19 protein-coding genes are annotated in these 23299 nt (G+C 59.3%); 7 read left to right on the top strand and 12 right to left on the bottom strand.

Annotated elements, in window-relative coordinates; translation table 11 throughout:
- Window positions 1-183 precede the first annotated feature (183 nt).
- The 4 genes from nirB to cobA are packed head-to-tail and all read left to right on the top strand — an operon-like array spanning window position 184 to window position 6501.
- Window positions 184-2637 (top strand): nitrite reductase large subunit NirB, encoded by a 2454-nt coding sequence (gene nirB, locus ACYZUD_RS33320; RefSeq protein WP_462021992.1) that lies wholly within the window; start codon window positions 184-186, stop codon window positions 2635-2637.
- Window positions 2634-2951, top strand: coding sequence for a nitrite reductase small subunit NirD (nirD, locus tag ACYZUD_RS33315; protein WP_008146292.1), 318 nt, complete (start codon window positions 2634-2636; stop codon window positions 2949-2951). Before nirB ends, nirD begins: the two co-directional genes overlap by 4 nt.
- Window positions 2951-5668, top strand: a complete 2718-nt coding sequence (locus ACYZUD_RS33310) for a nitrate reductase (RefSeq protein WP_462021991.1) — start codon at window positions 2951-2953, stop codon at window positions 5666-5668. The genes nirD and ACYZUD_RS33310 overlap by 1 nt, the downstream gene beginning before the upstream one ends.
- Window positions 5669-5679: 11 nt before the next feature.
- Window positions 5680-6501, top strand: a complete 822-nt coding sequence (cobA, locus tag ACYZUD_RS33305; RefSeq protein ID WP_462021990.1) for a uroporphyrinogen-III C-methyltransferase — start codon at window positions 5680-5682, stop codon at window positions 6499-6501.
- A 62-nt stretch (window positions 6502-6563) separates the two neighbouring features.
- Here the strand turns inward: cobA and ACYZUD_RS33300 are convergent, their stop codons facing one another.
- The 8 genes from ACYZUD_RS33300 to ppsA all read right to left on the bottom strand — a co-directional run bounded on the left by ACYZUD_RS33300 (window position 6564) and on the right by ppsA (window position 14728).
- On the bottom strand, window positions 6564-7598 hold the full coding sequence (locus tag ACYZUD_RS33300) for an OmpA family protein (protein ID WP_462021989.1): 1035 nt from the start codon (window positions 7596-7598) through the stop codon (window positions 6564-6566).
- A gap of 107 nt (window positions 7599-7705) precedes the next feature.
- Window positions 7706-8296 (bottom strand): RNA polymerase sigma factor SigX, encoded by a 591-nt coding sequence (gene sigX, locus ACYZUD_RS33295; RefSeq protein ID WP_026331741.1) that lies wholly within the window; start codon window positions 8294-8296, stop codon window positions 7706-7708.
- Between the two features lie 87 nt (window positions 8297-8383).
- A complete protein-coding gene (locus tag ACYZUD_RS33290; RefSeq protein ID WP_008048604.1) occupies window positions 8384-9208 on the bottom strand; it encodes a mechanosensitive ion channel family protein in 825 nt (274 codons plus the stop codon).
- A 2-nt stretch (window positions 9209-9210) separates the two neighbouring features.
- Window positions 9211-9459, bottom strand: coding sequence for a CrfX protein (locus ACYZUD_RS33285; RefSeq protein ID WP_462021988.1), 249 nt, complete (start codon window positions 9457-9459; stop codon window positions 9211-9213).
- A gap of 63 nt (window positions 9460-9522) precedes the next feature.
- Window positions 9523-10518 carry a zinc transporter ZntB gene (locus tag ACYZUD_RS33280; RefSeq protein WP_462021987.1) on the bottom strand — a complete coding sequence of 332 codons (996 nt, stop codon included), beginning with the start codon at window positions 10516-10518 and terminating at the stop codon, window positions 9523-9525.
- Between the two features lie 26 nt (window positions 10519-10544).
- Window positions 10545-11036, bottom strand: a complete 492-nt coding sequence (gene rraA, locus ACYZUD_RS33275) for a ribonuclease E activity regulator RraA (RefSeq protein WP_462021986.1) — start codon at window positions 11034-11036, stop codon at window positions 10545-10547.
- Window positions 11037-11156: 120 nt separating this feature from the next.
- Entirely contained in the window at window positions 11157-12146 is a 990-nt protein-coding gene (locus tag ACYZUD_RS33270) for an alpha/beta fold hydrolase (protein ID WP_462021985.1), read from the bottom strand.
- A gap of 206 nt (window positions 12147-12352) precedes the next feature.
- Window positions 12353-14728, bottom strand: coding sequence for a phosphoenolpyruvate synthase (ppsA, locus tag ACYZUD_RS33265; protein ID WP_462021984.1), 2376 nt, complete (start codon window positions 14726-14728; stop codon window positions 12353-12355).
- Window positions 14729-15060: 332 nt separating this feature from the next.
- Between ppsA and ppsR the strand changes: the two genes are divergently transcribed.
- Window positions 15061-15879 (top strand): posphoenolpyruvate synthetase regulatory kinase/phosphorylase PpsR, encoded by an 819-nt coding sequence (gene ppsR / locus ACYZUD_RS33260; RefSeq protein WP_462021983.1) that lies wholly within the window; start codon window positions 15061-15063, stop codon window positions 15877-15879.
- 115 nt (window positions 15880-15994) lie between these two features.
- Here ppsR and ACYZUD_RS33255 read toward each other — a convergent pair whose 3' ends face one another.
- The gene (locus ACYZUD_RS33255; protein WP_462021982.1) at window positions 15995-16837 is read right to left on the bottom strand and encodes a type 1 glutamine amidotransferase domain-containing protein; all 843 of its coding nucleotides are present in this window, start codon (window positions 16835-16837) and stop codon (window positions 15995-15997) included.
- Between the two features lie 118 nt (window positions 16838-16955).
- Here ACYZUD_RS33255 and ACYZUD_RS33250 point away from each other — a divergent pair, with 118 nt between their 5' ends.
- A complete protein-coding gene (locus tag ACYZUD_RS33250; RefSeq protein ID WP_462021981.1) occupies window positions 16956-17867 on the top strand; it encodes a LysR family transcriptional regulator in 912 nt (303 codons plus the stop codon).
- Window positions 17868-17894: 27 nt separating this feature from the next.
- Here the strand turns inward: ACYZUD_RS33250 and ACYZUD_RS33245 are convergent, their stop codons facing one another.
- On the bottom strand, window positions 17895-19304 hold the full coding sequence (locus ACYZUD_RS33245) for an aminotransferase-like domain-containing protein (protein WP_462021980.1): 1410 nt from the start codon (window positions 19302-19304) through the stop codon (window positions 17895-17897).
- Between the two features lie 92 nt (window positions 19305-19396).
- On the opposite strand from ACYZUD_RS33245, the gene ACYZUD_RS33240 reads away from it, so the two are divergent.
- Window positions 19397-20329 (top strand): DMT family transporter, encoded by a 933-nt coding sequence (locus tag ACYZUD_RS33240; RefSeq protein ID WP_462021979.1) that lies wholly within the window; start codon window positions 19397-19399, stop codon window positions 20327-20329.
- Between the two features lie 57 nt (window positions 20330-20386).
- Here the strand turns inward: ACYZUD_RS33240 and prpD are convergent, their stop codons facing one another.
- Window positions 20387-21871 (bottom strand): 2-methylcitrate dehydratase, encoded by a 1485-nt coding sequence (gene prpD, locus ACYZUD_RS33235; protein WP_462021978.1) that lies wholly within the window; start codon window positions 21869-21871, stop codon window positions 20387-20389.
- A gap of 212 nt (window positions 21872-22083) precedes the next feature.
- Window positions 22084-23274 (bottom strand): 2-methylaconitate cis-trans isomerase PrpF, encoded by a 1191-nt coding sequence (gene prpF, locus ACYZUD_RS33230; protein WP_462021977.1) that lies wholly within the window; start codon window positions 23272-23274, stop codon window positions 22084-22086.
- Window positions 23275-23299 lie beyond the last annotated feature (25 nt).

Here is a 23299-nt window from a genome sequence, read left to right as displayed (position 1 = left end):
TCTTCAACTTACATAAAAGCCCAGCCTTCAACGACGAAGGATGCGCTTCCCGAGAGAACGGGACCAGGACAAAGGCGTCCTCGCTAGGCAACTAGCGGGACGCCTTTTTTTGTTTGCGCAAAATTTGTCGAGCAAGACCTGAAAAGCCCTGATGAGGCGGGTCTGAGCTCCCCGGAGAACCTGATGAAAAAACTAAAACTGGTGATGATCGGCAACGGCATGGCCGGGGTTCGCACCCTGGAAGAACTGCTCAAGCTGAGCAATGAGCTGTACGACATCACGGTCTTCGGCGCCGAACCCCATACCAACTACAACCGCATCCTGCTGTCGCCGGTGCTGGCCGGCGAGCAAACGTTCGAAGAGATCGTGCTCAACGATCTGGACTGGTACCTGAACAACAACATCAAGCTGCTGCTCAACCGCAAAGTGGTGGAGATCGACCGGGTCGAACGCCGTGTGATCGCCGAAGACGGCACCGAAGCCGAATATGATCGCCTGCTGATCGCCACCGGTTCGACCCCGTTCATCCTGCCGATCCCGGGCAACACCTTGCAGGGCGTGATCGGCTACCGCGACATTGCCGACACCCAGGCCATGATCAACACCGCCAAGACCCACAAGCACGCCGTCGTGATCGGCGGCGGCTTGTTGGGCCTGGAAGCCGCCAATGGCCTGATGCTGCGGGGCATGCATGTCACCGTGGTGCACATCGGTGATTGGCTGCTGGAGCGGCAACTGGACAAAACCAGCGGCCAACTGCTGCAAACCGCCCTCGAAGCCCGCGGCCTGCACTTTCGCCTCCGCGAGCAAACCCAGGCCCTGCACGATGCCGGCAATGGCCGGGTCGGGTCGATCGAGTTCAAGAACGGCGACATCATCCCCGCCGACCTGGTCGTTATGGCCGCCGGCATTCGCCCGAGCACCGAACTTGCGGAAAAATCCGGCATCCCCTGCAACCGCGGGATTCTGGTCAACGACACGATGCAAACCTACGACCCTCGGGTCTACGCGATCGGCGAATGCGCCAGCCACCGTGGCATCGCCTACGGCCTCGTTGCCCCACTGTTCGAGCAAGCCAAGGTCTGCGCCAACCACCTCGCCCAACTCGGCTTCGCCACCTACAAGGGCTCAGTGACCTCGACGAAATTGAAAGTCACCGGCATCGACCTGTTCTCCGCTGGCGACTTCATGGGCGGTGAAGGCACCGAAACCATCACCCTCTCCGACCCGATCGGTGGGGTCTATAAAAAACTGGTGATCAAGGATGACGTGCTGGTCGGCGCCTGTCTGTACGGCGATACGGCAGATGGCGGTTGGTATTTCCGGCAAATCCGTGAGAACCACGCCATCGGCGAGATCCGCGATCACCTGATGTTTGGCGAAAACGCACTCGGCGATGTAGGACACCAGGGCCAGGACAAAGCCATGAGCATGGCCGACACCGCCGAAGTCTGCGGCTGCAACGGCGTGTGCAAAGGCACCATCGTCAAGGCGATTCAGGAACATGGGCTGTTCAGCGTCGACGACGTCAAGAAACACACCAAGGCCGCCAGCTCCTGCGGTTCCTGCGCAGGCCTGGTGGAACAGATCCTGATCAACACCGTGGGCGGCGCAGCCGACGTCAAACCGAAAAGCGAAAAAGCCATCTGCGGTTGCAGCGACCTCAACCACGGACAAATCCGCCAGGCCATCCGCGATCAGCATTTGCTGACCATCGCCGGCACCATGAGCTACCTGAACTGGCGCACGCCGAACGGCTGCGCCACCTGCCGCCCGGCGCTCAACTACTACCTGATTTCCACCTGGCCGGGCGAGGCCAAGGACGATCCGCAATCGCGCCTGATCAACGAACGCGCCCACGCCAACATTCAGAAAGACGGCACTTACTCTGTAGTCCCGCGGATGTGGGGCGGTGTGACCAATCCTTCGGAGCTGCGGCGCATTGCCGATGTTGCCGACAAGTACAACGTCCCCATGGTCAAAGTCACCGGCGGCCAGCGCATCGACTTGCTGGGTATCAAGAAACAGGATCTGCCGGGGGTCTGGAAGGATCTCGACATGCCGTCTGGTCACGCCTACGGCAAATCCATCCGCACCGTGAAGACCTGCGTCGGCAGCGAGTTCTGCCGCTTCGGCACCCAGAACTCCACGCAGCTGGGCATCGAGCTGGAGCACGACCTGTTCAACATGTGGTCACCACACAAAGTGAAACTCGCCGTCTCCGGTTGCCCACGCAACTGCTCGGAAGCGGGCATCAAGGACGTGGGAATTATCGGCGTGGATTCGGGCTGGGAGATGTACATCGGCGGCAACGGCGGGATCAAAACCGAAGTCGCGGAGTTCTTCGTCAAACTGAAAACCGCCGAAGAAGTGCGCGAATACAACGGTGCGTTCCTGCAGCTGTATCGCGAAGAAGCCTTCTACCTCGAACGCACCGTGCACTACCTGCAACGGGTCGGCATGGAACACATCAAGAAAGCCGTGCTGGAAGATCCCGAACGACGCAAGGCACTCAACGATCGCCTGCAATTCTCCCTGTCGTTCGAACAGGACCCGTGGAAGGAACGCCTGGAACAGCCACTGCTGAAGAAAGAATTCGACGTCATCACCGTGAAGAACCTGAAGGTGCTGGCATGAACTGGCTGGATATCTGCGCATTGGAAGAGATCAATGCCCTCGGTTCGCGGATCATTGCCGGACCGAAAGGTGACATCGCGATTTTTCGTACAAGCGACGACGAAGTTTTCGCCCTCGACGACCGCTGCCCGCACAAGGGCGGTCCGCTGTCCCAAGGCTTGATCTATGGCAAACGCGTCGCCTGCCCGCTACACAACTGGCAGATCGACCTGGAAACCGGTGAAGCCCAGGCCCCGGACATCGGTTGCGCTCATCACCATTCGGCACGGGTCGAGAATGGCCGGGTGCTGCTGGCCCTGCGGGAAGCAAGCTGATGAACCGCCAGACCACCACTTCCACCTGCTGCTACTGCGGGGTCGGCTGCGGCGTGCTGATCGAGCATGACGGCGAACGCATCCTCGGCGTCAGCGGCGATCCGGCCCACCCGGCCAACTTCGGCAAACTGTGCAGCAAGGGTTCGACCCTGCACCTGACCGGCGACCTGACCGCCCGGGCGTTGTACCCCGAACTGCGCCTCGGCAAGGGGCTGGCCCGCAGCCGCACCGATTGGGATACAGCCCTCGATCACGCCGCCAACGTATTCGCCCAAACCATCGCCGAACACGGCCCCGACAGCGTGGCGTTCTACATCTCCGGACAGTTGTTGACCGAGGATTACTACAGTTTCAACAAACTGGCGCGAGCGCTGGTCGGCACCAACAACATCGACAGCAATTCACGGCTGTGCATGTCTTCGGCAGTGGTCGGCTACAAACGCAGCCTTGGCGCGGACGCACCGCCGTGCAGCTATGAAGACCTGGAACTGAGCGATTGCGTGATGATCGTCGGCAGCAACATGGCCTACGCCCATCCGGTACTGTTTCGTCGCCTGGAAGAAGCCAGATCCCGCAGGCCGCAGATGAAAGTCATCGTCATCGACCCCCGTCGTACCGACACCTGCGATTTGGCTGACTTGCACTTGGCGATTCTGCCGGGCACCGATGTCGCCCTGTTCCATGGGATTTTGCACCTGCTGCTGTGGGAAGACTGGGTCGACCGCGATTTCATCAAGGCTCACACCCAAGGCTTGGCCGAGTTGAAAACCCTGGTGCGCGATTACACGCCGCAAATGGTTTCGCAGCTGTGCGGCATCAGCGTCGAGCAACTGCAGCAATGCGCCGAATGGGTCGGCACTTCACCGAGTTTCCTGTCGTTGTGGTGCATGGGGCTGAACCAGTCCACCGCCGGCAGCGCCAAGAACAGCGCACTGATCAACCTGCACCTGGCCACCGGGCAAATTGGCCGGCCCGGCGCAGGACCTTTCTCCCTGACCGGTCAGCCGAATGCCATGGGCGGACGGGAAACCGGTAGCCTGTCGAATCTGCTGCCGGGGCATCGCGAAGCCGCGAATGCCGAACATCGCGCAGAAGTCGCAGCTTACTGGGGCGTGGATAATCTTCCGGAACAGACCGGGCTCACCGCGATCGAGTTGTTTGAACAGGTTCGCAACGGAAAAATCAAAGCCCTGTGGATCGCCTGCACCAACCCCGCGCAATCAATGCCGGACCAGACCGTCGTGCGCGCGGCGCTGGAAGCCTGCCCGTTCGTGGTGTTGCAAGAAGCCTTTCGCACCACCGAGACCGCGCCGTTCGCCGACCTGCTGCTTCCTGCCGCCAGTTGGGGCGAAAAAGACGGCACCGTGACCAACTCCGAACGGCGCATCTCCCACGTACGCCGCGCAATCGTCGCACCTGGTGAAGCACGCTCCGACTGGGCGATCACCGTGGATTTCGCACAGCGCCTGGAAAAACATCTGCGCCCCGAGCAAGCCAGCCTGTTTGCGTTCGACACCTCGGCGCAGATCTTCGATGAGTACAAGCAACTGACTCGCGGCCGCGACCTCGACCTGTCCGGCATCAGTCACGACCTGATCGACCGTCTTGGCCCACAGCAATGGCCCTTCCCTACGGGTGCCAATGAGGGGACGGCTCGACTGTATCTGGACGGGATTTTCCCGACAGCCAGTGGACGCGCGCAGTTCGTGGTCGACCCTTACCGCGCCGCCAAGGAACAACGCGATGCACGCTTCCCGCTGACCCTGATCACTGGCCGCCTGCGCGATCAATGGCACGGTATGAGCCGAACCGGCACCGCTGCGCAATTGTTCGGTCATGTCAGTGAAGCCGTGTTAAGCCTGCACCCGGATGAACTGCGCCGTCATCGCCTGCAACCGGGTGATCTGGTCAGCTTGAAAAGTCGCCGAGGCGCGGTGATCGTGCCGGTCAGCAGCGACGACAGCGTACGACCCGGCCAGGCGTTTCTGCCCATGCATTGGGGGGACCGTTTTCTCAAGGGCGGCGTCAACGCAATCACTCAACCGGCGTTCGACCCGTTGTCGAAACAACCCGAACTCAAGCACAGCGGCGTGCGCCTGGAACCCGTGCAACTGCCGTGGCAGCTGTTCGCACTGATCGAGGGCGATGTTCAACAGCATTTTGAGACGCTACGACCACTGTGCGAGGCGTTTTCCTACGTCAGTCTCAGCCTTGCCGGCCGTGAACGCCCAGCGCTGCTGATACGCGCTGCCAGCGCCACGCCGCCGGATCCGCAACTGCTGCGCGAAATCGATCAATGCCTGGGGCTCAACGAAGGCCCGGTCTTGGCCTACGACGACCCACGACGCTCCATCGGCAAACGAGTGCGGATCGAGAACGGCCGGATCACCGCGATTCGCCTGGCGGGCGAAACCCTCGCCCAGCACTGGCTGCAAAGTCTGTGGCTCGAAGGTCGCGCCGACGAACAGCTACGGCGCTGGCTGCTCGCGCCACTGAGCGCACCACCAGGCCAGGTCAATACGCTGGCTACCGGCAACAAAACCCTGTGCAACTGCATGAACGTCAGCCAAGGCGCGGTCTGTGCCGGCATCGGCCGAGGCCTGGACTTGCAGGGGTTGAAACAAGAATTGGGCTGCGGCACGCAATGCGGCTCCTGCGTACCGGAAATCAAGCGTTTGCTGGCCGCCACCGCGCAGCCGATCGCCGTTATCTCGTGAGGAAAAACACTATGAGCGCAAAAGTCTGGCTGGTGGGTGCGGGTCCTGGCGATCCTGAATTACTGACCCTCAAGGCGGTACGGGCACTGAGAGAAGCGGATGTGGTGCTGATCGACGATCTGGTCAATGACGCGGTGCTGGAGCATTGCCCACAGGCGCGGATCATTCCCGTGGGCAAGCGCGGCGGCTGTCGTTCCACACCTCAGGCGTTCATTCATCGCCTGATGCTGCGTTATGCGCGCCACGGTAAATGCGTGGTGCGGCTCAAGGGTGGCGACCCGTGCATTTTTGGCCGTGGTGGTGAAGAGGCGCAGTGGCTGCGCGAACGCGGGGTCGACGTCGAGCTGGTCAATGGCATCACCGCCGGGCTGGCCGGGGCGACGCAATGCGATATTCCATTGACCCTGCGCGGCGTTGCTCGGGGGGTGACGCTGGTCACCGCCCATACGCAGGATGGCAGCAGCCTGAACTGGCAAGCCCTGGCCCAAGGCGGCACGACGCTGGTGATCTACATGGGTGTGGCGAAGTTGAGCGAGATCCGCGAGCAACTGCTGGCCGGCGGAATGGCGGCGGACATGCCTGTAGCGATGATTGAAAACGCTTCCCTGCCGCACCAACGGGAATGTCGGAGCGATCTGGCAGCCATGGAGGAGGATGCCTACGCCTTCGAGCTCAAAAGCCCAGCCATTTTGGTAATCGGCGCGGTGGCGGCCTGTGATGAGATCAAAAGATCGCAGCCTTTGCCAGCTCCGACATTGACCGTGTGCGAATCCAATCCCATAGGAGCTGCCAAAGGCTGCGATCTTTTCGCCGCAACGCAAATCTCCCGCTAAAACCTAAATCGCAGACAAAGAAAAGCCCGGCCTAAGCCGGGCTTTTCAGAGCTGCGAGCTAATTACTTAGCTTGAGCTTCAACCTGCGCTTCTACGCGACGGTTTACAGCGCGACCAGCTTCAGTTTTGTTGTCAGCAACTGGGCGGGATTCGCCGTAGCCAACAGACTGAACGCGGGACGATTCAACACCGTACTGGTTGGTCAGAACTTGCTTAACGGCGTTTGCACGACGCTCGGACAGTTTCTGGTTGTAAGCGTCAGGACCGACGGAGTCAGTGTGACCTTCAACAGTAGTGCTGGTGGATGGGTACTGCTTCATGAAGTCAGCGAGGTTTTTGATGTCGCCGTAGCTGTTAGGCTTGACTACCGACTTGTCGAAGTCGAACTTCACGTCCAGCTCAACACGAACAACTTCAGCAACTGCTGGGCAGCCATCAGCGTCAACAGTTACGTTGGCTGGGGTGTCCGGGCACTTGTCAACGTTGTCGCAAACGCCATCGTTGTCGCTGTCGGAGCAGACTTCAGCTGGTGCTGGAACTGGAGCAGCAGCAGGCTTGGAGCCGCCACCGAAGTTCACACCGATACCGACGCTTGGAGCCCACTCGGTGTCGCCCTGGTCGATGTTGTACTGAGCTTCAACGCCGGCACGGGCGTAGAAGTTCTCGGTGAAGTACAGCTTGGCACCGGCGCCAACGTTGGCGAAGGTGGAACCGTTACGACCACCGCGACCGGTCTGGCCGATGCTCTGGTCGGAGAAACCAGCGGATACGTATGGACGTACCAGGTCGCCTGGGTTGTTGAAGTGGTACAGAGCGTCCAGGGCGGTATCGGAGCCCTTGATGTTCTTGCCATCTTCGCCACGAACGTTGTGAACTTCGTCGTAGGCCAGACGCAGTTCAACGTCGTCGGTCAGGAAGTAACCAACCGAACCACCGAACAGGTTGCCGTCGTTTTTGAAGTTACGAGCGCTGTCATAGTACTCTTTCTTGGCGAAGCCTTCGATTTCAACTGCGCCTTGGCCTTGTGCCAGCGCGCCGAACGAAGTGGCAGCAATAAGAGAACCAATGGCCAAGCCCAAGGTGTTTTTCAGTTTCATCCGTTAAATCCCCATCTGGTGATTGTGAAGCAGTCCCGCAAACCGGGGGACAACTCGGCGGCAATTCTATCAGAACTTGCCTACACGTAAGAGATATTTGCGCCGAACTAAGTTTCAGCAATGCCTGCAAATTTCTCACGTAATTTATCTAGAGCACGTTTGTAACGCATTTTTGTCGCACTCAAGCCCATATGCATGATGTCTGCGATCTCCTGAAATTCCAGCTCTGCGACAAATCGTAGCACCAGGATTTCACGGTCAATCGGGTTCACATACACCAGCCAGCGATCAAGTCCGCCCTTCTCCTCGGGTTTCGGCGCCTTTTCTTCAGACGCTTCCTCAAGGGGGTCAAGACTCAATGCGTCCATCAAGCGACGCTTTCGCCGTTCTTTCCGATACTGCGTGATGCATTCGTTGTACGTGATGCTATATAGCCATGTCTTGAACTTCGATTTCCCCTCGAAGTTCTTCAAGCCATACAACACCTTCAACATCACTTCCTGACAGACATCGTCTGCATCGCGATCGTTCCCAAGATATCGTGCACAGACGTTAAATAATGTTCGCTGGTAACGCCGCATCAGTTCTTCATAGGCGCGCGTTACGTGAAACAGCTCGGAATGCGAGCGCGCGACCAACTCCTCATCAGAGAGCTCGCGGGGGTCGTAGCGCGTGGAGAGCGATTGAGCTTTATTCAAAACAAGTCGGGCCGACAGTCAGGTCAATGTCCGCCGCAGCCCTTTCAGGGCATTTTGCGGCGGCATACATTAGCAGGGTTTGCCGGGTTAGCGGCTACTCACATGCTGCTCCAGGAGGATCCGATTGGAGAGAGAGACTAGCTCACCCTCATCGGTCAGCAATGTGGTTTTAACCGTGCCGATCTCTTCGATCTGACCTTCGACCTCGCCAACACGCACTTGTTGCCCAACCTGATACAACTCTCGCACATAGATTCCCGCAAGAATCTGACCGGCTATTTCCCGGCTTCCCAATCCCATGGCCAGCGCAACCGCCAGACCAACGGTAATCAATACGATCACAATCACATGGTTGAGCAGGTCAGTCTTGACCTCCAACTGGCTGATTGCGACCGAAATACTGATGATAATCACCAGGCCCTGAGCAATTCGCCCCAGACCGGAGGCGTAATCCAGCCCTACGCCCTCTGCCGCACCACGCACCAGCCCATTGGCCAATTGCGCCAGCAACACACCCACCAGCAGCACCAGCGCGGCGCCGAATACTTTCGGCAAATACAGCGCAAGCATGTCCAGCGTAGCCGAAACTCGCTCAAGTCCAAGGGATTCTGCGGCAGAAACCAGAAATATCAGCAGAACGAACCAATAGACAATCTTGCCGATCAGGGTCGAGATCGGTACCTGAAGACCCGCCCGGGACAGCAATTTAGTCAGACCGGTGCCACCCATCAGGCGATCGAGTCCCAGCTTGGCGAGCAACTTTGACAGCAAAGTGTCCAAAAGTTTCGCCACGACAAAACCCAACAGCAGCACAACCAGTGCGCCAAACAGGTTCGGAATGAAATTCGCAACCTTGGTCCATAACGCAGTCATTGCAGTGACGAGGCTCTGAGTCCAGAGATCAAGTTCCATATTCAATCAGCCTTATCAGCAGTGCGAACGGTAGGTTTACGAAGACGGGAGACCGGCGAGACATGGGCCGATCCGTTGTTCAGGGCGATCATCAGCGCGGGCAGCCAGCGGCCCAGCAGGCTGAACAGATCGCCCGCGCCGACCTGGCGATTGGCGGTTTTCAGCACGCGACCCAGGCAGGCATCGTCGTCCCGGGTGGACGGCGAAGCGTTCAGCATGTCACGCAAAGACTGTTCAAACGGATCGTGCATACGCACCTCTCGTGATGTCTGTGAAAGACGCGGTCAAATTTGCTCGGGTCACATGAAGCATCGTCAGACCCAGCGCAAACGTCGGAATAACCACCACTGCCCCAGTGCCACCGAGATCATCATCAGGCAGGCAATCAGGAAGCCATAAGGGCTGGCAGAGAATGGAATACCGCCGACGTTGATACCCAAAAGACCGGTCAGAAAACTCATCGGCAAAAAGATCCCGGTGATGATCCCGAAGCGGTACATCGTGCGGTTCATGCGCACGCTCAAACGCCGGTCTTCGGCCTCAAGGACCAACCCCACCCGCTCCCTGGTCAATTCCAGCTCTTCGAGATAACGGGTCAGGCTGTTGTTCAATTCGTTCCAGTAATCACCATCGTCCTCGACGAACCATGGCAGTTTGATCCGCGTCAGTTGACCGAAAATATCCCGCTGCGGAGCAAGAAACCGCTTCAACGCAGCAGCCCGGCGACGGATCTGCAAAATGGCTCCGTGCTCGGGTGTATACCGTTCGTCGGCATCCAGCTTTTCTTCTTCCTCATCGACCACTTCCGAGAGGCAGGAGACCAGATCCTGCACCTTGTTGGTGAGGTACTGGGCCATACAAAGGATGAGTTCGGAGGCGGTTTTCGGTCCTTTGCCTTCGGCGAGCTGCACCAGCAACTCATCGGTGGCGCGCAACGGGCGCAGACGCAGGGAAATCACCCGCTGGGCCGAGGCGAAGATCCGAACCGAGACCATGTCTTCCGGTTCGGCACCCGGATTCAGGTTGACCCCGCGCAAAAATAGCAGCAGTTCGCTGTCGGAAAGCTGTAAGAGACGCGGACGGGTGTTTTCTTCCAGCAACAGATCACAGCTGAATTCGCTCAGGCCGCTGGATTTGCGCAGCCAGGTCTGGGTTTGCGGATGACTGCGATCCCAGTGCAACCACAGGCTTTCATGGGCCTGCAGCTGCAAGTCGTCGAGTTCAGTCCGGGCTATCGAACGCGCACCGCCTTTACCATCCAGCACCAGGGCATGCACCAGCCCCCACTGCGCGTTTTCTTCCTCGAACATCCTCACCCCTTTGTTGGTCAGCGCTTTTATTCAGGCATTTTCAGCGGGCTTGGCGAGATGATCACGCCGTTGTTGTCCGCGTAGATGTAATGGCCTGGATGGAACGTCACACCGGCAAAAGTCACCGCTACGTTGAGATCGCCGAGCCCGCGCCGGTCGGATTTCCTCGGGTGGCTGGCGAGGGCCTGAACGCCCAGATCGGTCTGCGCGATGATATCTACGTCGCGGATGCAACCGTAGATCACCAGCCCTTCCCAACCGTTTTTCGAGGCTTTCTCGGCCAGCATGTCACCCAGCAACGCATGACGCAGGGAACCGCCACCGTCGACCACCAGCACCTTGCCATTCCCCTTGAGCTCGACCTGCTCCTTGACCCGAGAGTTGTCTTCGAAGCATTTGATGGTCACGATCTCGCCACCGAAAGAATCACGGCCGCCGAAATTACTGAACATCGGTTCCAGCACCTGTACCAGCTCCGGATAGGCGTCGCACAGGTCAGGCGTGATGTAATGGTTCATCGAGAAACTCCTGTAGAGAGGAAGACAATCGAGATGTCGCAAAGTGACCAGAAAAGCTCAATGCGTCATATCTTAGCCGCAAGCCGATCAGAGCGAAATGCCCCTGTTAGAGCATCTGGCTCAGCTTGCCGTAGCAAGATCCGGCTTTTCACCCAGCAACGGTGTCTGTTGATCCGCCAGCCAGCTCGCCACCAACGGCCAGACTTCGACCTGGGCCGCTTTGCTGACAAGCATTTCCACGTGCCCAAAATTTTCACCGAAACCCTGTTCGCGGCCCAGGTTGATGAATTGCTTGTGCCCGGAACCCACCTGATCGAACAGCTTGCGACAGGCCCAGGTCGGGTCCTGATGGTCTCCCGCAGCACTCACGGCCAGCACCGGCAACCGGATTTCCGCCAGTCCGGCCCACCAATCCTTGTCGGCATCGCCAAAGCGCCCGAACAGCCCGTACCAGCGCATGCTTTCCAGGGCCAGGCCAATCGGCTCGTCCTCCGGGCCGCGCTTGAGCCGTGAGCCCGACAGTTGGGCAAAACGCTTGAGAATGAAGCGCCCGCTCCACTCCACCGGCGGAATCTTCAACGGCCAGTAAGTGCGACTGACCTGCGTCCCGAAGAACGCCGCAGACGCCACGACAGGCTCGCCGATGTATTCACCGCCCAATGCCGCCGCCAGCGTAATGCCGCCCAGCGAGTGACCGATCCAGTGCGGGACCTGGCCACTTTGCTCACGAACGAATGCGCCAATGGCTGGCAGATCGTATCGAGCGTAGTCGGCGACGCGGTTCTTGCGGTAATTCTGGTTGCGCTGAGACAAGCCATGACCACGCATTTCCGGAATCCACACGTCGAATCCCAGGCGCGTCAGATAAGCGCCCAGTCCCAAACCTTTAGGGGAAAACCAGAAGCGTCGATTGGAAAAGCTGCCGTGCAACAAAATCACCGGCACGCCGCGCACGGCCGGCTCGTCGGCCATGCCCAGGCGCGTTACAGCCAGTTCGACAGTGCCGTCAGGGCTGTTGCCGGGTTTCAAACGATAGACGTCTTCGCTCAGATCGCCGCGCCGCTCGGCGCTGATCAGGGCGACAGGAAATAGGTTGCTGCTGCTTTGCATAATGCTCTTGCACAAAAAAGGGCGGCTTCCTGAGGAGCCCGCCCTGCTTGAATCTTAAAGACCCGGACGATCGACCGGGACTTCATTCACCGTCTGTAGGAGCGAGCTTGCTCGCGAAAGACTTCAGAACACCGCGTTTATCCAGCAAACACGCGTCATCGTTAGCCACCATCGCGAGCGAGCTCGCTCCTAGACCAGCAACACCATCAAGCCGAAGTTTGACCTTCAGCCAGGAAGAACCAGGTTTCCAGTACGGAATCGGGGTTCAACGAGACGCTTTCGATGCCCTGCTCCATCAGCCATTTGGCCAGGTCCGGGTGGTCCGAAGGGCCCTGACCGCAAATGCCGATATACTTGCCAGCCTTGTTGCACGCGGCAATGGCGTTGGCCAGTAGCTTCTTGACCGCCGGATTACGCTCGTCGAACAAGTGAGCGATGATCCCGGAGTCACGGTCCAGGCCCAGCGTCAGCTGAGTCAGATCGTTGGAACCGATGGAGAAGCCGTCGAAGAACTCGAGGAATTCTTCGGCGAGGATCGCGTTGGACGGCAGTTCGCACATCATGATGATGCGCAGGCCGTTTTCGCCACGCTTCAGACCGTTCTCTGCTAACAGGTCGATCACCTGACTCGCTTCACCCAGGGTACGGACGAACGGCACCATGATTTCAACGTTGGTCAGGCCCATCTCATTGCGCACACGCTTCAGGGCGCGGCACTCGAGTTCGAAGCAGTCACGGAACGCTTCGCTGATGTAACGCGAAGCACCACGGAAACCCAGCATCGGGTTTTCTTCTTCCGGCTCGTAGAGCTTGCCGCCGATCAGGTTCGCGTATTCGTTGGACTTGAAGTCCGACAGACGCACGATGACCTTTTTCGGGGTGAACGCAGCGGCCAGGGTGCTGATGCCTTCGACCAGTTTATCGACATAGAAACCAACCGGCTCGTCGTAACCGGCGATGCGCTTGTCGACACTGTCCTTGATTTCCTGCGGCAGACCGTCGTAGTTCAACAGCGCCTTGGGGTGAACACCGATCATGCGGTTGATGATGAATTCCAGACGGGCCAGGCCCACACCGGCGTTCGGCAGTTGTGCGAAGTCGAAGGCACGGTCCGGGTTGCCGACGTTCATCATGATCTTGAACGGCAGATCAGGCATGGCGTCCACGGAGTTTTTCTTGATGTCGAAGCCCAGTTCGCCTTCGAAGATGTAGCCGGTGTCGCCTTCAGCGCAGGAAACGGTCACGCCCTGGCCGTCTTGCAACAGCTGGGTGGCGTTGCCGCAACCGACCACGGCCGGGATGCCCAGCTCGCGAGCGATGATCGCCGCGTGGCAGGTACGGCCACCACGGTTGGTGACGATGGCGCTGGCGCGCTTCATGACCGGTTCCCAGTCCGGGTCGGTCATGTCGGAAACCAGCACGTCGCCTGGCTGGACTTTGTCCATCTCGGACACGTCCTTGATGATCCGCACCTTGCCGGCGCCGATGCGCTGGCCGATGGCGCGACCTTCAACCAGCACGGTGCCGGTTTCTTTCAACAGGTAGCGTTCCATGACATTGGCCGAGGTACGGCTCTTCACGGTTTCAGGACGGGCCTGAACGATGTAGAGCTTGCCGTCGTCGCCGTCTTTGGCCCATTCGATGTCCATCGGGCACTTGTAGTGCTTCTCGATGATCATCGCTTGCTTGGCCAGCTCGCTGACCTCGGCGTCGGTCAGGCAGAAACGTGCGCGATCAGCCTTGTCCACATCGATGGTCTTGACCGACTTGCCGGCCGTGGCCACTTCGCCGTAGATCATCTTGATGGCTTTGCTGCCCAGGTTACGGCGCAGGATGGCCGGACGGCCTGCCTCGAGGGTTTGTTTGTGGACATAGAATTCGTCCGGGTTCACCGCGCCTTGTACGACGGTTTCACCCAGGCCGTAGGCGCCGGTGATGAACACCACGTCACGGAAGCCCGATTCGGTATCGAGGGTGAACATCACGCCGGCGGTGCCGGTTTCGGAACGGACCATGCGCTGCACACCGGCCGACAGGGCCACCAGCTTGTGGTCGAAGCCTTGGTGGACGCGGTAGGAAATGGCGCGGTCGTTGAACAGCGAAGCGAACACCTCTTTGGCGGCGCGAATGACGTTTTCGACACCACGGATGTTCAGGAAGGTTTCCTGCTGACCGGCGAAGGAAGCGTCCGGCAGGTCTTCGGCGGTAGCGGAAGAGCGCACGGCCACGGCCATGTCAGGGTTGCCGGCCGACAGCGTGGCGAACGCGGTGCGGATCTCGGCGTTGAGCTTCTCGGGGAATTCGGCTTCCATGATCCATTGACGGATCTGGGCGCCGGTCTTGGCCAAGGCGTTGACATCGTCGACGTCCAGGGCGTCGAGGGCGGCGTGGATCTGATCGTTCAGGCCGCTCAGTTCCAGAAAATCACGATAAGCCTGAGCTGTCGTGGCGAAGCCACCGGGCACCGATACACCGGCACTTGCAAGGTTACTGATCATCTCGCCCAGGGATGCGTTCTTGCCCCCCACATGCTCTACATCATGGACGCCGAGCTTATCGAGGGAAACTACGTACTCTACCAAGGTGATCTCTCCACTAACTGTGTTGGAAAAGCTCAGAAGCCGGCGGCTACAGGGAGCGTTTGCCAGCTGTATGGCCTGGACCTGGAAAATAAGTGAGAATGCGGGCCACTGGCGGCCGGCAAATCGCGCCTATCATATCCAAGATTCGTCACAAGTGTCCTGTGTCGCAAGTGCGTGCCTTTTTGGCGAGTGACTGTTGTTGCCAGACAAGGCGCCGCGACAAGTCATAGCTGGCTATGGCGAGGAGCGGCAACGTAGTATGGCGACAACAGGCGCCGCCATAAAGGTACGCACTTGTGATACAGGACACTCACTTAAGGCCCAAGGTGCAAATGAAACGATCTGCTTTCTTTATTTCCGACGGCACCGGCATCACAGCCGAGACCCTCGGCCAAAGCCTCCTGGCGCAGTTCGAAAACATTACCTTCAGCAAATTCACGCGTCCGTACATCGACAACGTGGATAAAGCGCGGGCCATGGTACAACAAATCAACAAGGCCGCCGAAAACGACGGCTTTCGGCCGATCATCTTCGACACCATTGTGAACCAGGACATCCGTGAGATCCTCGCAACGTCCAATGGTTTCATGATCGACATTTTCTCGACCTTCCTGGCGCCTCTCGAACAGGAACTGACCGAGCATTCTTCCTACACCGTCGGCAAGTCCCACTCCATTGGCACCAACTCCAATTACATGGAGCGCATCGAGGCGGTGAACTTCGCCCTCGACAACGACGACGGTGCGCGCACGCATTATTACGACAAGGCCGACCTGATCCTGGTGGGCGTGTCGCGCTGCGGCAAAACCCCAACCTGCCTGTACATGGCCATGCAATTCGGCATCCGCGCGGCCAACTACCCGCTGACCGAAGACGACATGGAGCGCCTGCAACTGCCAAGCGCCCTGCGCGCCCACCAGCACAAGCTGTTCGGCCTGACCATCGACCCGGACCGCCTCACCGCAATCCGCAACGAGCGCAAGCCCAACAGCCGCTATTCGAGCTATGCCCAGTGCGAATTCGAAGTGCGCGAGGTGGAGAATCTGTTTCGACGCGAGAACATCCCGAACATCAATTCCACGCATTTTTCGGTGGAAGAAATTTCGGCGAAGATTCTGGTGGAGAAAGGGGTGGAGCGGCGGTTCAAGTAGTTTTGCAGCGTCTGTCACACCGCTATCGCGAGCAGGCTCGCTCCCACAGGAAACCGTGTCGCCGTACGCGGTCAATGTGGGAGCGAGCCTGCTCGCGAAGAACGATAACTCGGTGTTACTTAAGACGCTTGAGCAACTCTTTGCCCACCTCCAGCGCCGAACCCGGGTTCTCCCCGGTAATCAACTCTCGATCCTGCACCACATGGGACGTCCACGGTGCCGTGTTGCTGCTGAACTGCCCACCCGCCTGCTGCAGCGCGGTCTGCGGGTAGAATTTCATCGCCCCACCGTTCAACAGGCCCTTGGCCAGTTCCTCTTCCTGATTGCTGATCACGGTCATTTTGTAGCCCGCGTAGATCCATTGCGGATCAGCCGCAGCCTGCCCTTTCGATTCCAGTTGCCCGACAAACTCCGCTGCCTTCGGCATCGCCGACAGCAGCGCGATCGGACCATGGCACACCAGCGCGGTGGTTTTGCCATGGGTGTGAAAATTCGTCAGCAACCGGCCCAGTGGCGCGCTGGTTAGCAGATCCTGCATCGGCGCATGACCACCCGGGATGTAGACCGCATCGAAATGTGCGTAACCGATCTGCTCGACCCGAGACAGACTGATTACCGGTGAAGCCTGGGGCGATGTGATTTTCAGTGTTTCCAGCAACGCCTTATAGCGCTCGAGCTCGGCCTGGTCGTTGTTGAAATACATCGGGTCGACCGAGGACGTGTCCAGGCTTGGCACGTTGCCCTTGGGCGTCGCGAAGGTCACGGTGTGACCGGCATCCAGCAGCAGCTTCACCGGCTGCAACAGCTCATTGAGGTAAAAACCGGTGGAGAACACTTTGCCGTCTTTCAAATCCAGATGATTGGCGTCCGACAGGACCACCAACACGTTGTCAGCCTGGGCGCCAACGCTGGTGGCGGCAAGTGTGGCAGTCAGTGCCAACGTGGTGAGCTTTTTCATGCGATCTCCGAGCAGGTTCGACGAGGCCGGATTGCCCCTCCAAGCCGCTCACTGTATTGATGCCGTCTTCGGCGATAAACTCACCATCACGAACATCACTTGGCCTCTGGAGACAATAATGGCCCGTCGATTCGATTACCTGGCCGACGTCGAAGCCTTCGTCACCGTGGTCGAGAAAGGCACCGTCAGTGCCGGCGCGGTGGCGCTGGGCACCACGCCGTCGGTGATCAGCCGCGCCCTCTCGCGGCTTGAAGCGCGGCTCGGCGTGCAACTGCTCAGGCGCACCACTCGCCGCCTCAGCCTGACCGAAGCGGGCCTGCTCTATCTGGAACAGACGCGCTCGGCCTTCAACTTGATCGACGATGCGGAACGCCGGATCCAGGGCCAGGACGGCGCCTTGAGCGGCCGCGTGCGCCTGAGCGTGCCGACGACCTACGGGCATTACCGATTGCCCCCGCTGCTCGCACGCTTTGCCCGAACTTATCCGCAGGTGCGGATCGAGTTGAGCATCACCAACCGCAATGTCGATCTGGTGGCTGAAGGGTATGACCTGGCGATCCGTCTCGGTCACTTGCCGGACAGCGGGATGATCGGACGCAAACTCGAAGACGCGCGTCTGCGCGTAGTGGCGGCGCCGGACTATCTGCACCGCGCCGGCACCCCACAAAAACTCAGTGACTTGCCTGCTCATGCCTGCCTGCCGTTTGTCATGCCCAGCAGCGGGCGGATCGGGCCGTGGTTGTTTCACGACAACGGCCAGGCGCTGGAATGGGTGCCTACGGGGGATGTGCAAGTGTCCGACGACGTGCTGGGCATTGTCTCACTGGCGCAAAGTGGACTGGGGCTCTGCCAGACCTACGACTTCATCGTCAGAGAGCGAATCGAACGCGGCGAACTGGTTGAGGTACTTGAAGCTTATGGCGGTCGGAGTCGACCGTTTTCAGTGATTTATCCGCCTCATCGGCAGTTGCCGGCAGCGGCGCGGGCGTTGATTGACTTTCTGGTTCTGGAGGCCGGACAGGCCGTTTAAGGCCTGCTCCCGTCGGCGAACCAACGCTTACACGGTCTCCCTCAGCGCCCCCGCCAGCGCTTCAAACCCTTGCAGCAATAACCGATCATCCCCCGTCGAATTACAAACACTCGCCCGAACAAACTGCGGCACCGCCCCATGCCCGACCGCAAACATTTCGGCGGTGGCCACCCGATAATTATTCTCCTTGAGCTCGGCCGCAACCTGCGAGGCCCGCCACGGCTCGGGCACTTCGACCCAGAAGTGCGGACTGTGCGGATGGGCTTTGTAGGCCAACCCCTCCATCAGCCCACTCACCAATGCCTTGCGCCGACCTATTTCAACAATCTGCTGGTCCAGCAACTGCTCCGCGACGCCGTTTTCTATCCACAGGCTCGCCACCTCCAGCGTCAGCGGGCTGGCCATCCAGCAGGTGCCGCGTACTGCCGCGCTCAATCGTCCGATCAACGGTTGCGGCGCATGCAGATAACCAACCCGCAAACCGGCCGATACCGCCTTGCTCAGGCTGCCGATCAGCACCGAGCGCTCCGGGGCGAAATGACTCAAGGGCAACGGTCGCTGTTGAGCCAACACCGCGTGGGCTTCGTCTTCGAAGATCAACAGATTGTGCTGCCGACAGAGTTCCGCAATCGCCTCACGCCGTGCGACGGACATCACCGCCGCCGTAGGATTCTGGATCGTTGGTGTGCAATACAACGCCGACACACGATGGTTGCGGCAAACCTCTTCCAAAGCGTCGGGCATCAATCCTTCATCATCCATCGCGACGCCAATGAGCTTGATGCCAAGCATGCGTGCAACGGCGATCAATCCTGGATAGGTCAGGTGTTCGGTCACCATGGTATCGCCAGCCTTGAGCAGCGCCATCAAGGCACACAACAGACCGTGCTGGCCGCCATTCACGCAAACGATCTGATCGGCGCTCGGGGCAAACACCCCATGCCTGAGCCAGTGCGCGCCCGCCGCACGATAGCGCTGCAGACCAACATCGGCGGTGTAGCCGCTGATGTGTAGCAACGTCTCAGTATCGACAGACAGTGCTTGCAGACTCTGACTCAAGAAGACCGCTTCCTGCCCCGGAATCGGCTGATTGCGGCTCATGTCGAAAAACGCCTGCGGTTCATCACTGACATTGCGGAAGCCACCGTCCCGCGAACGTTCCATCCCGCGCTGACGCACATAGGTGCCGTCTCCTACGCGAGCGACCACCAACCCTACTCGTTCGAGTTCGCCGTAAGCGCGGCTGATGGTGCCGATGGTGACGCCCAGGCTATCGGCCAACAGTCGATGCGGCGGTAATTTGCAGCCGGGCTCGATCAACCCCTCGGCGATGCCTTTTTCGACGGCGACGGCGAGGCGCTTGTACTTCACGCCCACGCCATTGATGAGCCCGTCCCGCAGGATTGACACCATGGCAATACTTACTTTGACAGTCATTACCTTCCCGAATAGCGTGCTGAAAACAGGTTCAATCAGGGATAAATCTTTTTCCCCCAAAGGTCAATTCCGACGACGAAAGGAGCTCGATCATGCCCATCGCTATCAGCGCGACTTCAAGTACTGCAAAACCCTGGCTGTCCGCGCTGATCACCAGCGTACTGTTCCTGATCGTTTGCCTGAGCTGGGGCACGACCTGGTTGGGGATCAAGATTGCCGTCGAGAGCGTGCCGCCACTGACCGCCGCCGGCCTGCGGTTCCTCATCGCCTTCCCCCTGTTCCTCAGCTTCGCCCTGCTACGCCGTGAGCCGCTGCTGTTTCCCAGGCAAAGCCGCTGGTTCTTTGTCTTCGTCACGCTGTCGTATTTCAGCCTGCCCTACTACTTGCTCAACTACGGCGAAATGCACGTTTCGTCCGGTCTGACGGCGTTGCTGTTCAGCTGTATGCCCGTGTTCATCCTGATGTTTTCGGCGTTGTTTCTGCGGGAGAAAATCTACCCTTCGCAAGTGCTCGGCATCGCGATCGGGTTCGCCAGCCTGTTCATGATTATCCGCAGCCAGGGCCTGCATCTGGACCACGCCGAGTTGTTTGGTGTACTGGCGATCCTTTGCGCGGCGGTGATGCATGCGCTGTGTTACGTGGTGACCAAGAAACACGGCCGTTCGATCAGCGTGATCACCTACAACACCCTGCCCATCGGCATCGCCGGTTTGATGCTGTTCGTTGCGGGACTGAGCTTCGAATCGCCGGTGCTCGATGACATTACCGTGCGCTCCTGGAGCGCCCTGCTCTACCTGGGACTGGTGGCATCGGTGGGCGGGTTTATCGTTTATTTCCTGCTGCTAAAACGGCTGAGCCCGATCATTTTGTCGTTCGTGTTCATCATTTTTCCGGTGTTCGCGGTGATCATCGGTGCGTGGTATGAGGGGCAAAGTCTTTCGCGGGAGTTGATGGTTTACTCGGCGGTTCTGCTGACAGGTTTTGCCATCACCAAGTTGCCGGTGGAGAAGTGGCTCAACAGCTGAAAACGGCCCCTGTAGGAGCTGCCGAAGGCAGCTCCTACAGGGACTGTGTGCATCCATTCAGATGACGAACAAGTCGACGAAGCGGTTGACCGGCGTCGCTTCAAGCGCTGTCTGATCCTTGCACAACGCAAAGATCTCGGCGCTGCGCTGGGCAGTGAAACGCGTCGTCAGGTTGGCCTTGAACTTGTCTTCCAGCAACGGAATGCCATCGGTACGGCGACGGCGGTGGCCGATTGGATACTCGACGACCACCTTCTCGGTGCTGGTGCCGTCCTTGAAAAATACCTGTATCGCATTGGCGATCGAGCGCTTGTCGGCCTCAAGGTATTCGCGGGTGTACTGCGGGTCTTCGACGATGACCATTTTCTCGCGCAACACATCGATGATCGGGTGCGCAGAGTGGAAATCGTCTTCGTATTGCTCGGCCACCAGATTGCCAAAGGCCAGTGGCACCGCCGTCATGTATTGAATGCAGTGATCGCGGTCCGCCGCGTTGGCCAGCGGACCGACCTTGGAAATGATGCGGATCGCCGACTCGTGGGTGGTGATGACGATTTTATCGATTTCGTGCAGGCGATTTCTGACCTGCGGGTGCAAGGTGACGGCGGCTTCGCAGGCGGTTTGTGCGTGGAATTCGGCAGGGAAGCTGATCTTGAACAGCACGTTTTCCATCACGTAACTGCCGTACGGGCGGGAGAAACTGAAAGCCCGCTTGTCCTCGGATTTGAGCGCCAGATCGTTGTTGGTGTGGCTGAACAACACGTCGTAGAAGCCCCACTGCTTGGCGGTCAGCACGCCGGGGATGCCCATCTCGCCACGCATCGCGATGTCTGCCAGACGCACGCCACGGCTGGACGCATCGCCCGCCGCCCAGGATTTACGCGACCCGGCATTCGGCGCATGCCGATACGTGCGCAGCGCCTGGCCGTCGGCGAACGCGTGGGACAGCGCGGACAGCAACTGCTCGCGATTGGCGCCCATGAGTTTGGCGGTGACGGCAGTCGAGGCAACTTTCACCAGGATGACGTGATCAAGGCCTACGCGGTTGAAGGAGTTTTCCAGTGCGATGACGCCCTGGATCTCGTGGGCCATGATCATCGCTTCGAGCACCGCGCGAACGGTCAGCGGCGCGTCGCCATTGGCCAGGCGTTTTTGCGACAGATGATCGGCCACCGCGAGAATGCCACCGAGGTTATCGGACGGATGACCCCATTCGGCGGCGAGCCAAGTGTCGTTGTAATCGAGCCAGCGAATGATGCAACCGATGTCCCAGGCTGCCTTGACCGGGTCGAGCCGGTAACTGGTGCCCGGCACGCGGGCGCCGAAAGGGACGATCGTGCCTTCGACGACCGGGCCCAGGTGTTTGGTGCATTCGGGAAAGCGCAGGGCCAGAAGGCCGCAGCCGAGGGTGTCGATCAGGCAATTGCGGGCGGTGTCCAAAGCTTCTCTGGACTCGATTTTGAAATTCAGGACGTAGTCGGCGATGTCCTGCAGGACCGTGTCGTAGTCGGGGCGGTTGTTCAGGTCGACGTTGGCGCTCATGTTCGATTCACTCTTGAAGTGGTTCGTTGATGGGACCTCGGTTCAGATAAATCTCAGTCGGTTACAACACTCTTATTTTGGCAATGCAATCACCTGTGGGAGCGAGCCTGCTCACGATGGCGGTGTAACTTGCAACATAGATGTTGAATGTGATGGCCTCATCGCGAGCAGGCTCGCTCCCACAGGGTTTTGTGTTTATTTCTGGATGGGTGTTAGAAAGAATCCCCCGGCACGCGGACGAAGCCTTCCATCAACACCCGCGCACTGCGGCTCATGATGGCTTTGTTCACTTTCCATTCACCGTCCACCAGGCTGGCCTCGGCGCCCACGCGCAACGTTCCGGACGGATGCCCAAAGCGCACGGCGTTGCGTTCGATTCCGCCCGCTGCGAGATTGACCAAGGTGCCGGAAATCGCTGCGGCCGTACCGATGGCCACGGCTGCCGTGCCCATCATTGCGTGGTGCAACTTGCCCATGGACAGCGCGCGCACCAGCAGGTCGACATCGCCCGCCGCAATCGCCTTGCCGCTGGATGCAACATAGTCCGCTGGCTTGGCAACGAAGGCCACTTTGGGCGTGTGCTGACGTTTCGCCGCTTCGTCGAGGTTGGAAATCAGCCCCATGCGCAATGCGCCGTAAGCGCGGATGGTCTCGAACATCGCCAGGGCTTTCGGGTCGCTGTTGATCGCGCCTTGCAGCTCGGTGCCGGTGTACCCGATGTCTTCGGCGTTGACGAAAATGGTCGGGATGCCGGCGTTGATCATGGTCGCCTTGAAGGTCCCGACGCCAGGTACTTCCAGGTCATCCACCAGGTTGCCGGTAGGAAACATCGAACCGCCGCCGCCCTCTTCTTCCGCCGCCGGGTCCATGAATTCGACTTGTACTTCGGCGGCTGGAAAGGTCACGCCGTCGAGTTCGAAATCGCCGGTTTCCTGGACTTCACCGTGGGTGATCGGCACGTGGGCGATGATGGTCTTGCCGATGTTGGCCTGCCACACGCGCACCACGGCCACGCCGTTCTGCGGAATGCGGCTGGCGTCTACCAGACCGTTGCTGATGGCGAACGAACCGACCGCTGCCGACAGGTTGCCGCAGTTGCCGCTCCAGTCGACGAAAGGCTTGTCGATGGAGACTTGACCGAACAGGTAATCGACGTCGTGATCGGCCTTGATGCTTTTCGACAAGATCACGGTTTTGCTGGTGCTGGAGGTCGCGCCGCCCATGCCGTCGATTTGCTTGTCGTACGGATCGGGGCTACCGATTACGCGCAACAGCAATGCGTCGCGCGCAGGGCCGGGAATCTGTGCCGCTTCGGGCAGATCTTTGAGGCTGAAGAACACGCCTTTGCTGGTGCCGCCACGCATGTAGGTGGCGGGAATCTTGATCTGGGGTGCGTGAGCCATGGTGCTCCTCTATAGCGAGCAAGGG

The organism is Pseudomonas sp. XS1P51, assembly GCF_054897845.1.
Note: the sequence above shows the minus strand (reverse complement) of the source record. Positions and strands in the feature narration are given on the sequence as shown.

What these genes read in the sequence shown, in the direction of transcription:
- prpD (WP_462021978.1), bottom strand. Translation starts at nt 21,871, where the DNA reads ATGAGCGCCAACGTCGACCTGAACAACCGCCCCGACTACGACACGGTC.
- ACYZUD_RS33255 (WP_462021982.1), bottom strand. Translation starts at nt 16,837, where the DNA reads ATGAAAAAGCTCACCACGTTGGCACTGACTGCCACACTTGCCGCCACC.
- ACYZUD_RS33245 (WP_462021980.1), bottom strand. Translation starts at nt 19,304, where the DNA reads ATGACTGTCAAAGTAAGTATTGCCATGGTGTCAATCCTGCGGGACGGG.
- ACYZUD_RS33300 (WP_462021989.1), bottom strand. Translation starts at nt 7,598, where the DNA reads ATGAAACTGAAAAACACCTTGGGCTTGGCCATTGGTTCTCTTATTGCT.
- prpF (WP_462021977.1), bottom strand. Translation starts at nt 23,274, where the DNA reads ATGGCTCACGCACCCCAGATCAAGATTCCCGCCACCTACATGCGTGGC.
- ACYZUD_RS33280 (WP_462021987.1), bottom strand. Translation starts at nt 10,518, where the DNA reads ATGTTCGAGGAAGAAAACGCGCAGTGGGGGCTGGTGCATGCCCTGGTG.
- ACYZUD_RS33290 (WP_008048604.1), bottom strand. Translation starts at nt 9,208, where the DNA reads ATGGAACTTGATCTCTGGACTCAGAGCCTCGTCACTGCAATGACTGCG.
- rraA (WP_462021986.1), bottom strand. Translation starts at nt 11,036, where the DNA reads ATGAACCATTACATCACGCCTGACCTGTGCGACGCCTATCCGGAGCTG.
- ACYZUD_RS33270 (WP_462021985.1), bottom strand. Translation starts at nt 12,146, where the DNA reads ATGCAAAGCAGCAGCAACCTATTTCCTGTCGCCCTGATCAGCGCCGAG.
- ACYZUD_RS33250 (WP_462021981.1), top strand. Translation starts at nt 16,956, where the DNA reads ATGGCCCGTCGATTCGATTACCTGGCCGACGTCGAAGCCTTCGTCACC.
- ACYZUD_RS33240 (WP_462021979.1), top strand. Translation starts at nt 19,397, where the DNA reads ATGCCCATCGCTATCAGCGCGACTTCAAGTACTGCAAAACCCTGGCTG.
- cobA (WP_462021990.1), top strand. Translation starts at nt 5,680, where the DNA reads ATGAGCGCAAAAGTCTGGCTGGTGGGTGCGGGTCCTGGCGATCCTGAA.
- nirD (WP_008146292.1), top strand. Translation starts at nt 2,634, where the DNA reads ATGAACTGGCTGGATATCTGCGCATTGGAAGAGATCAATGCCCTCGGT.
- ACYZUD_RS33310 (WP_462021991.1), top strand. Translation starts at nt 2,951, where the DNA reads ATGAACCGCCAGACCACCACTTCCACCTGCTGCTACTGCGGGGTCGGC.
- nirB (WP_462021992.1), top strand. Translation starts at nt 184, where the DNA reads ATGAAAAAACTAAAACTGGTGATGATCGGCAACGGCATGGCCGGGGTT.
- ppsR (WP_462021983.1), top strand. Translation starts at nt 15,061, where the DNA reads ATGAAACGATCTGCTTTCTTTATTTCCGACGGCACCGGCATCACAGCC.
- ACYZUD_RS33285 (WP_462021988.1), bottom strand. Translation starts at nt 9,459, where the DNA reads ATGCACGATCCGTTTGAACAGTCTTTGCGTGACATGCTGAACGCTTCG.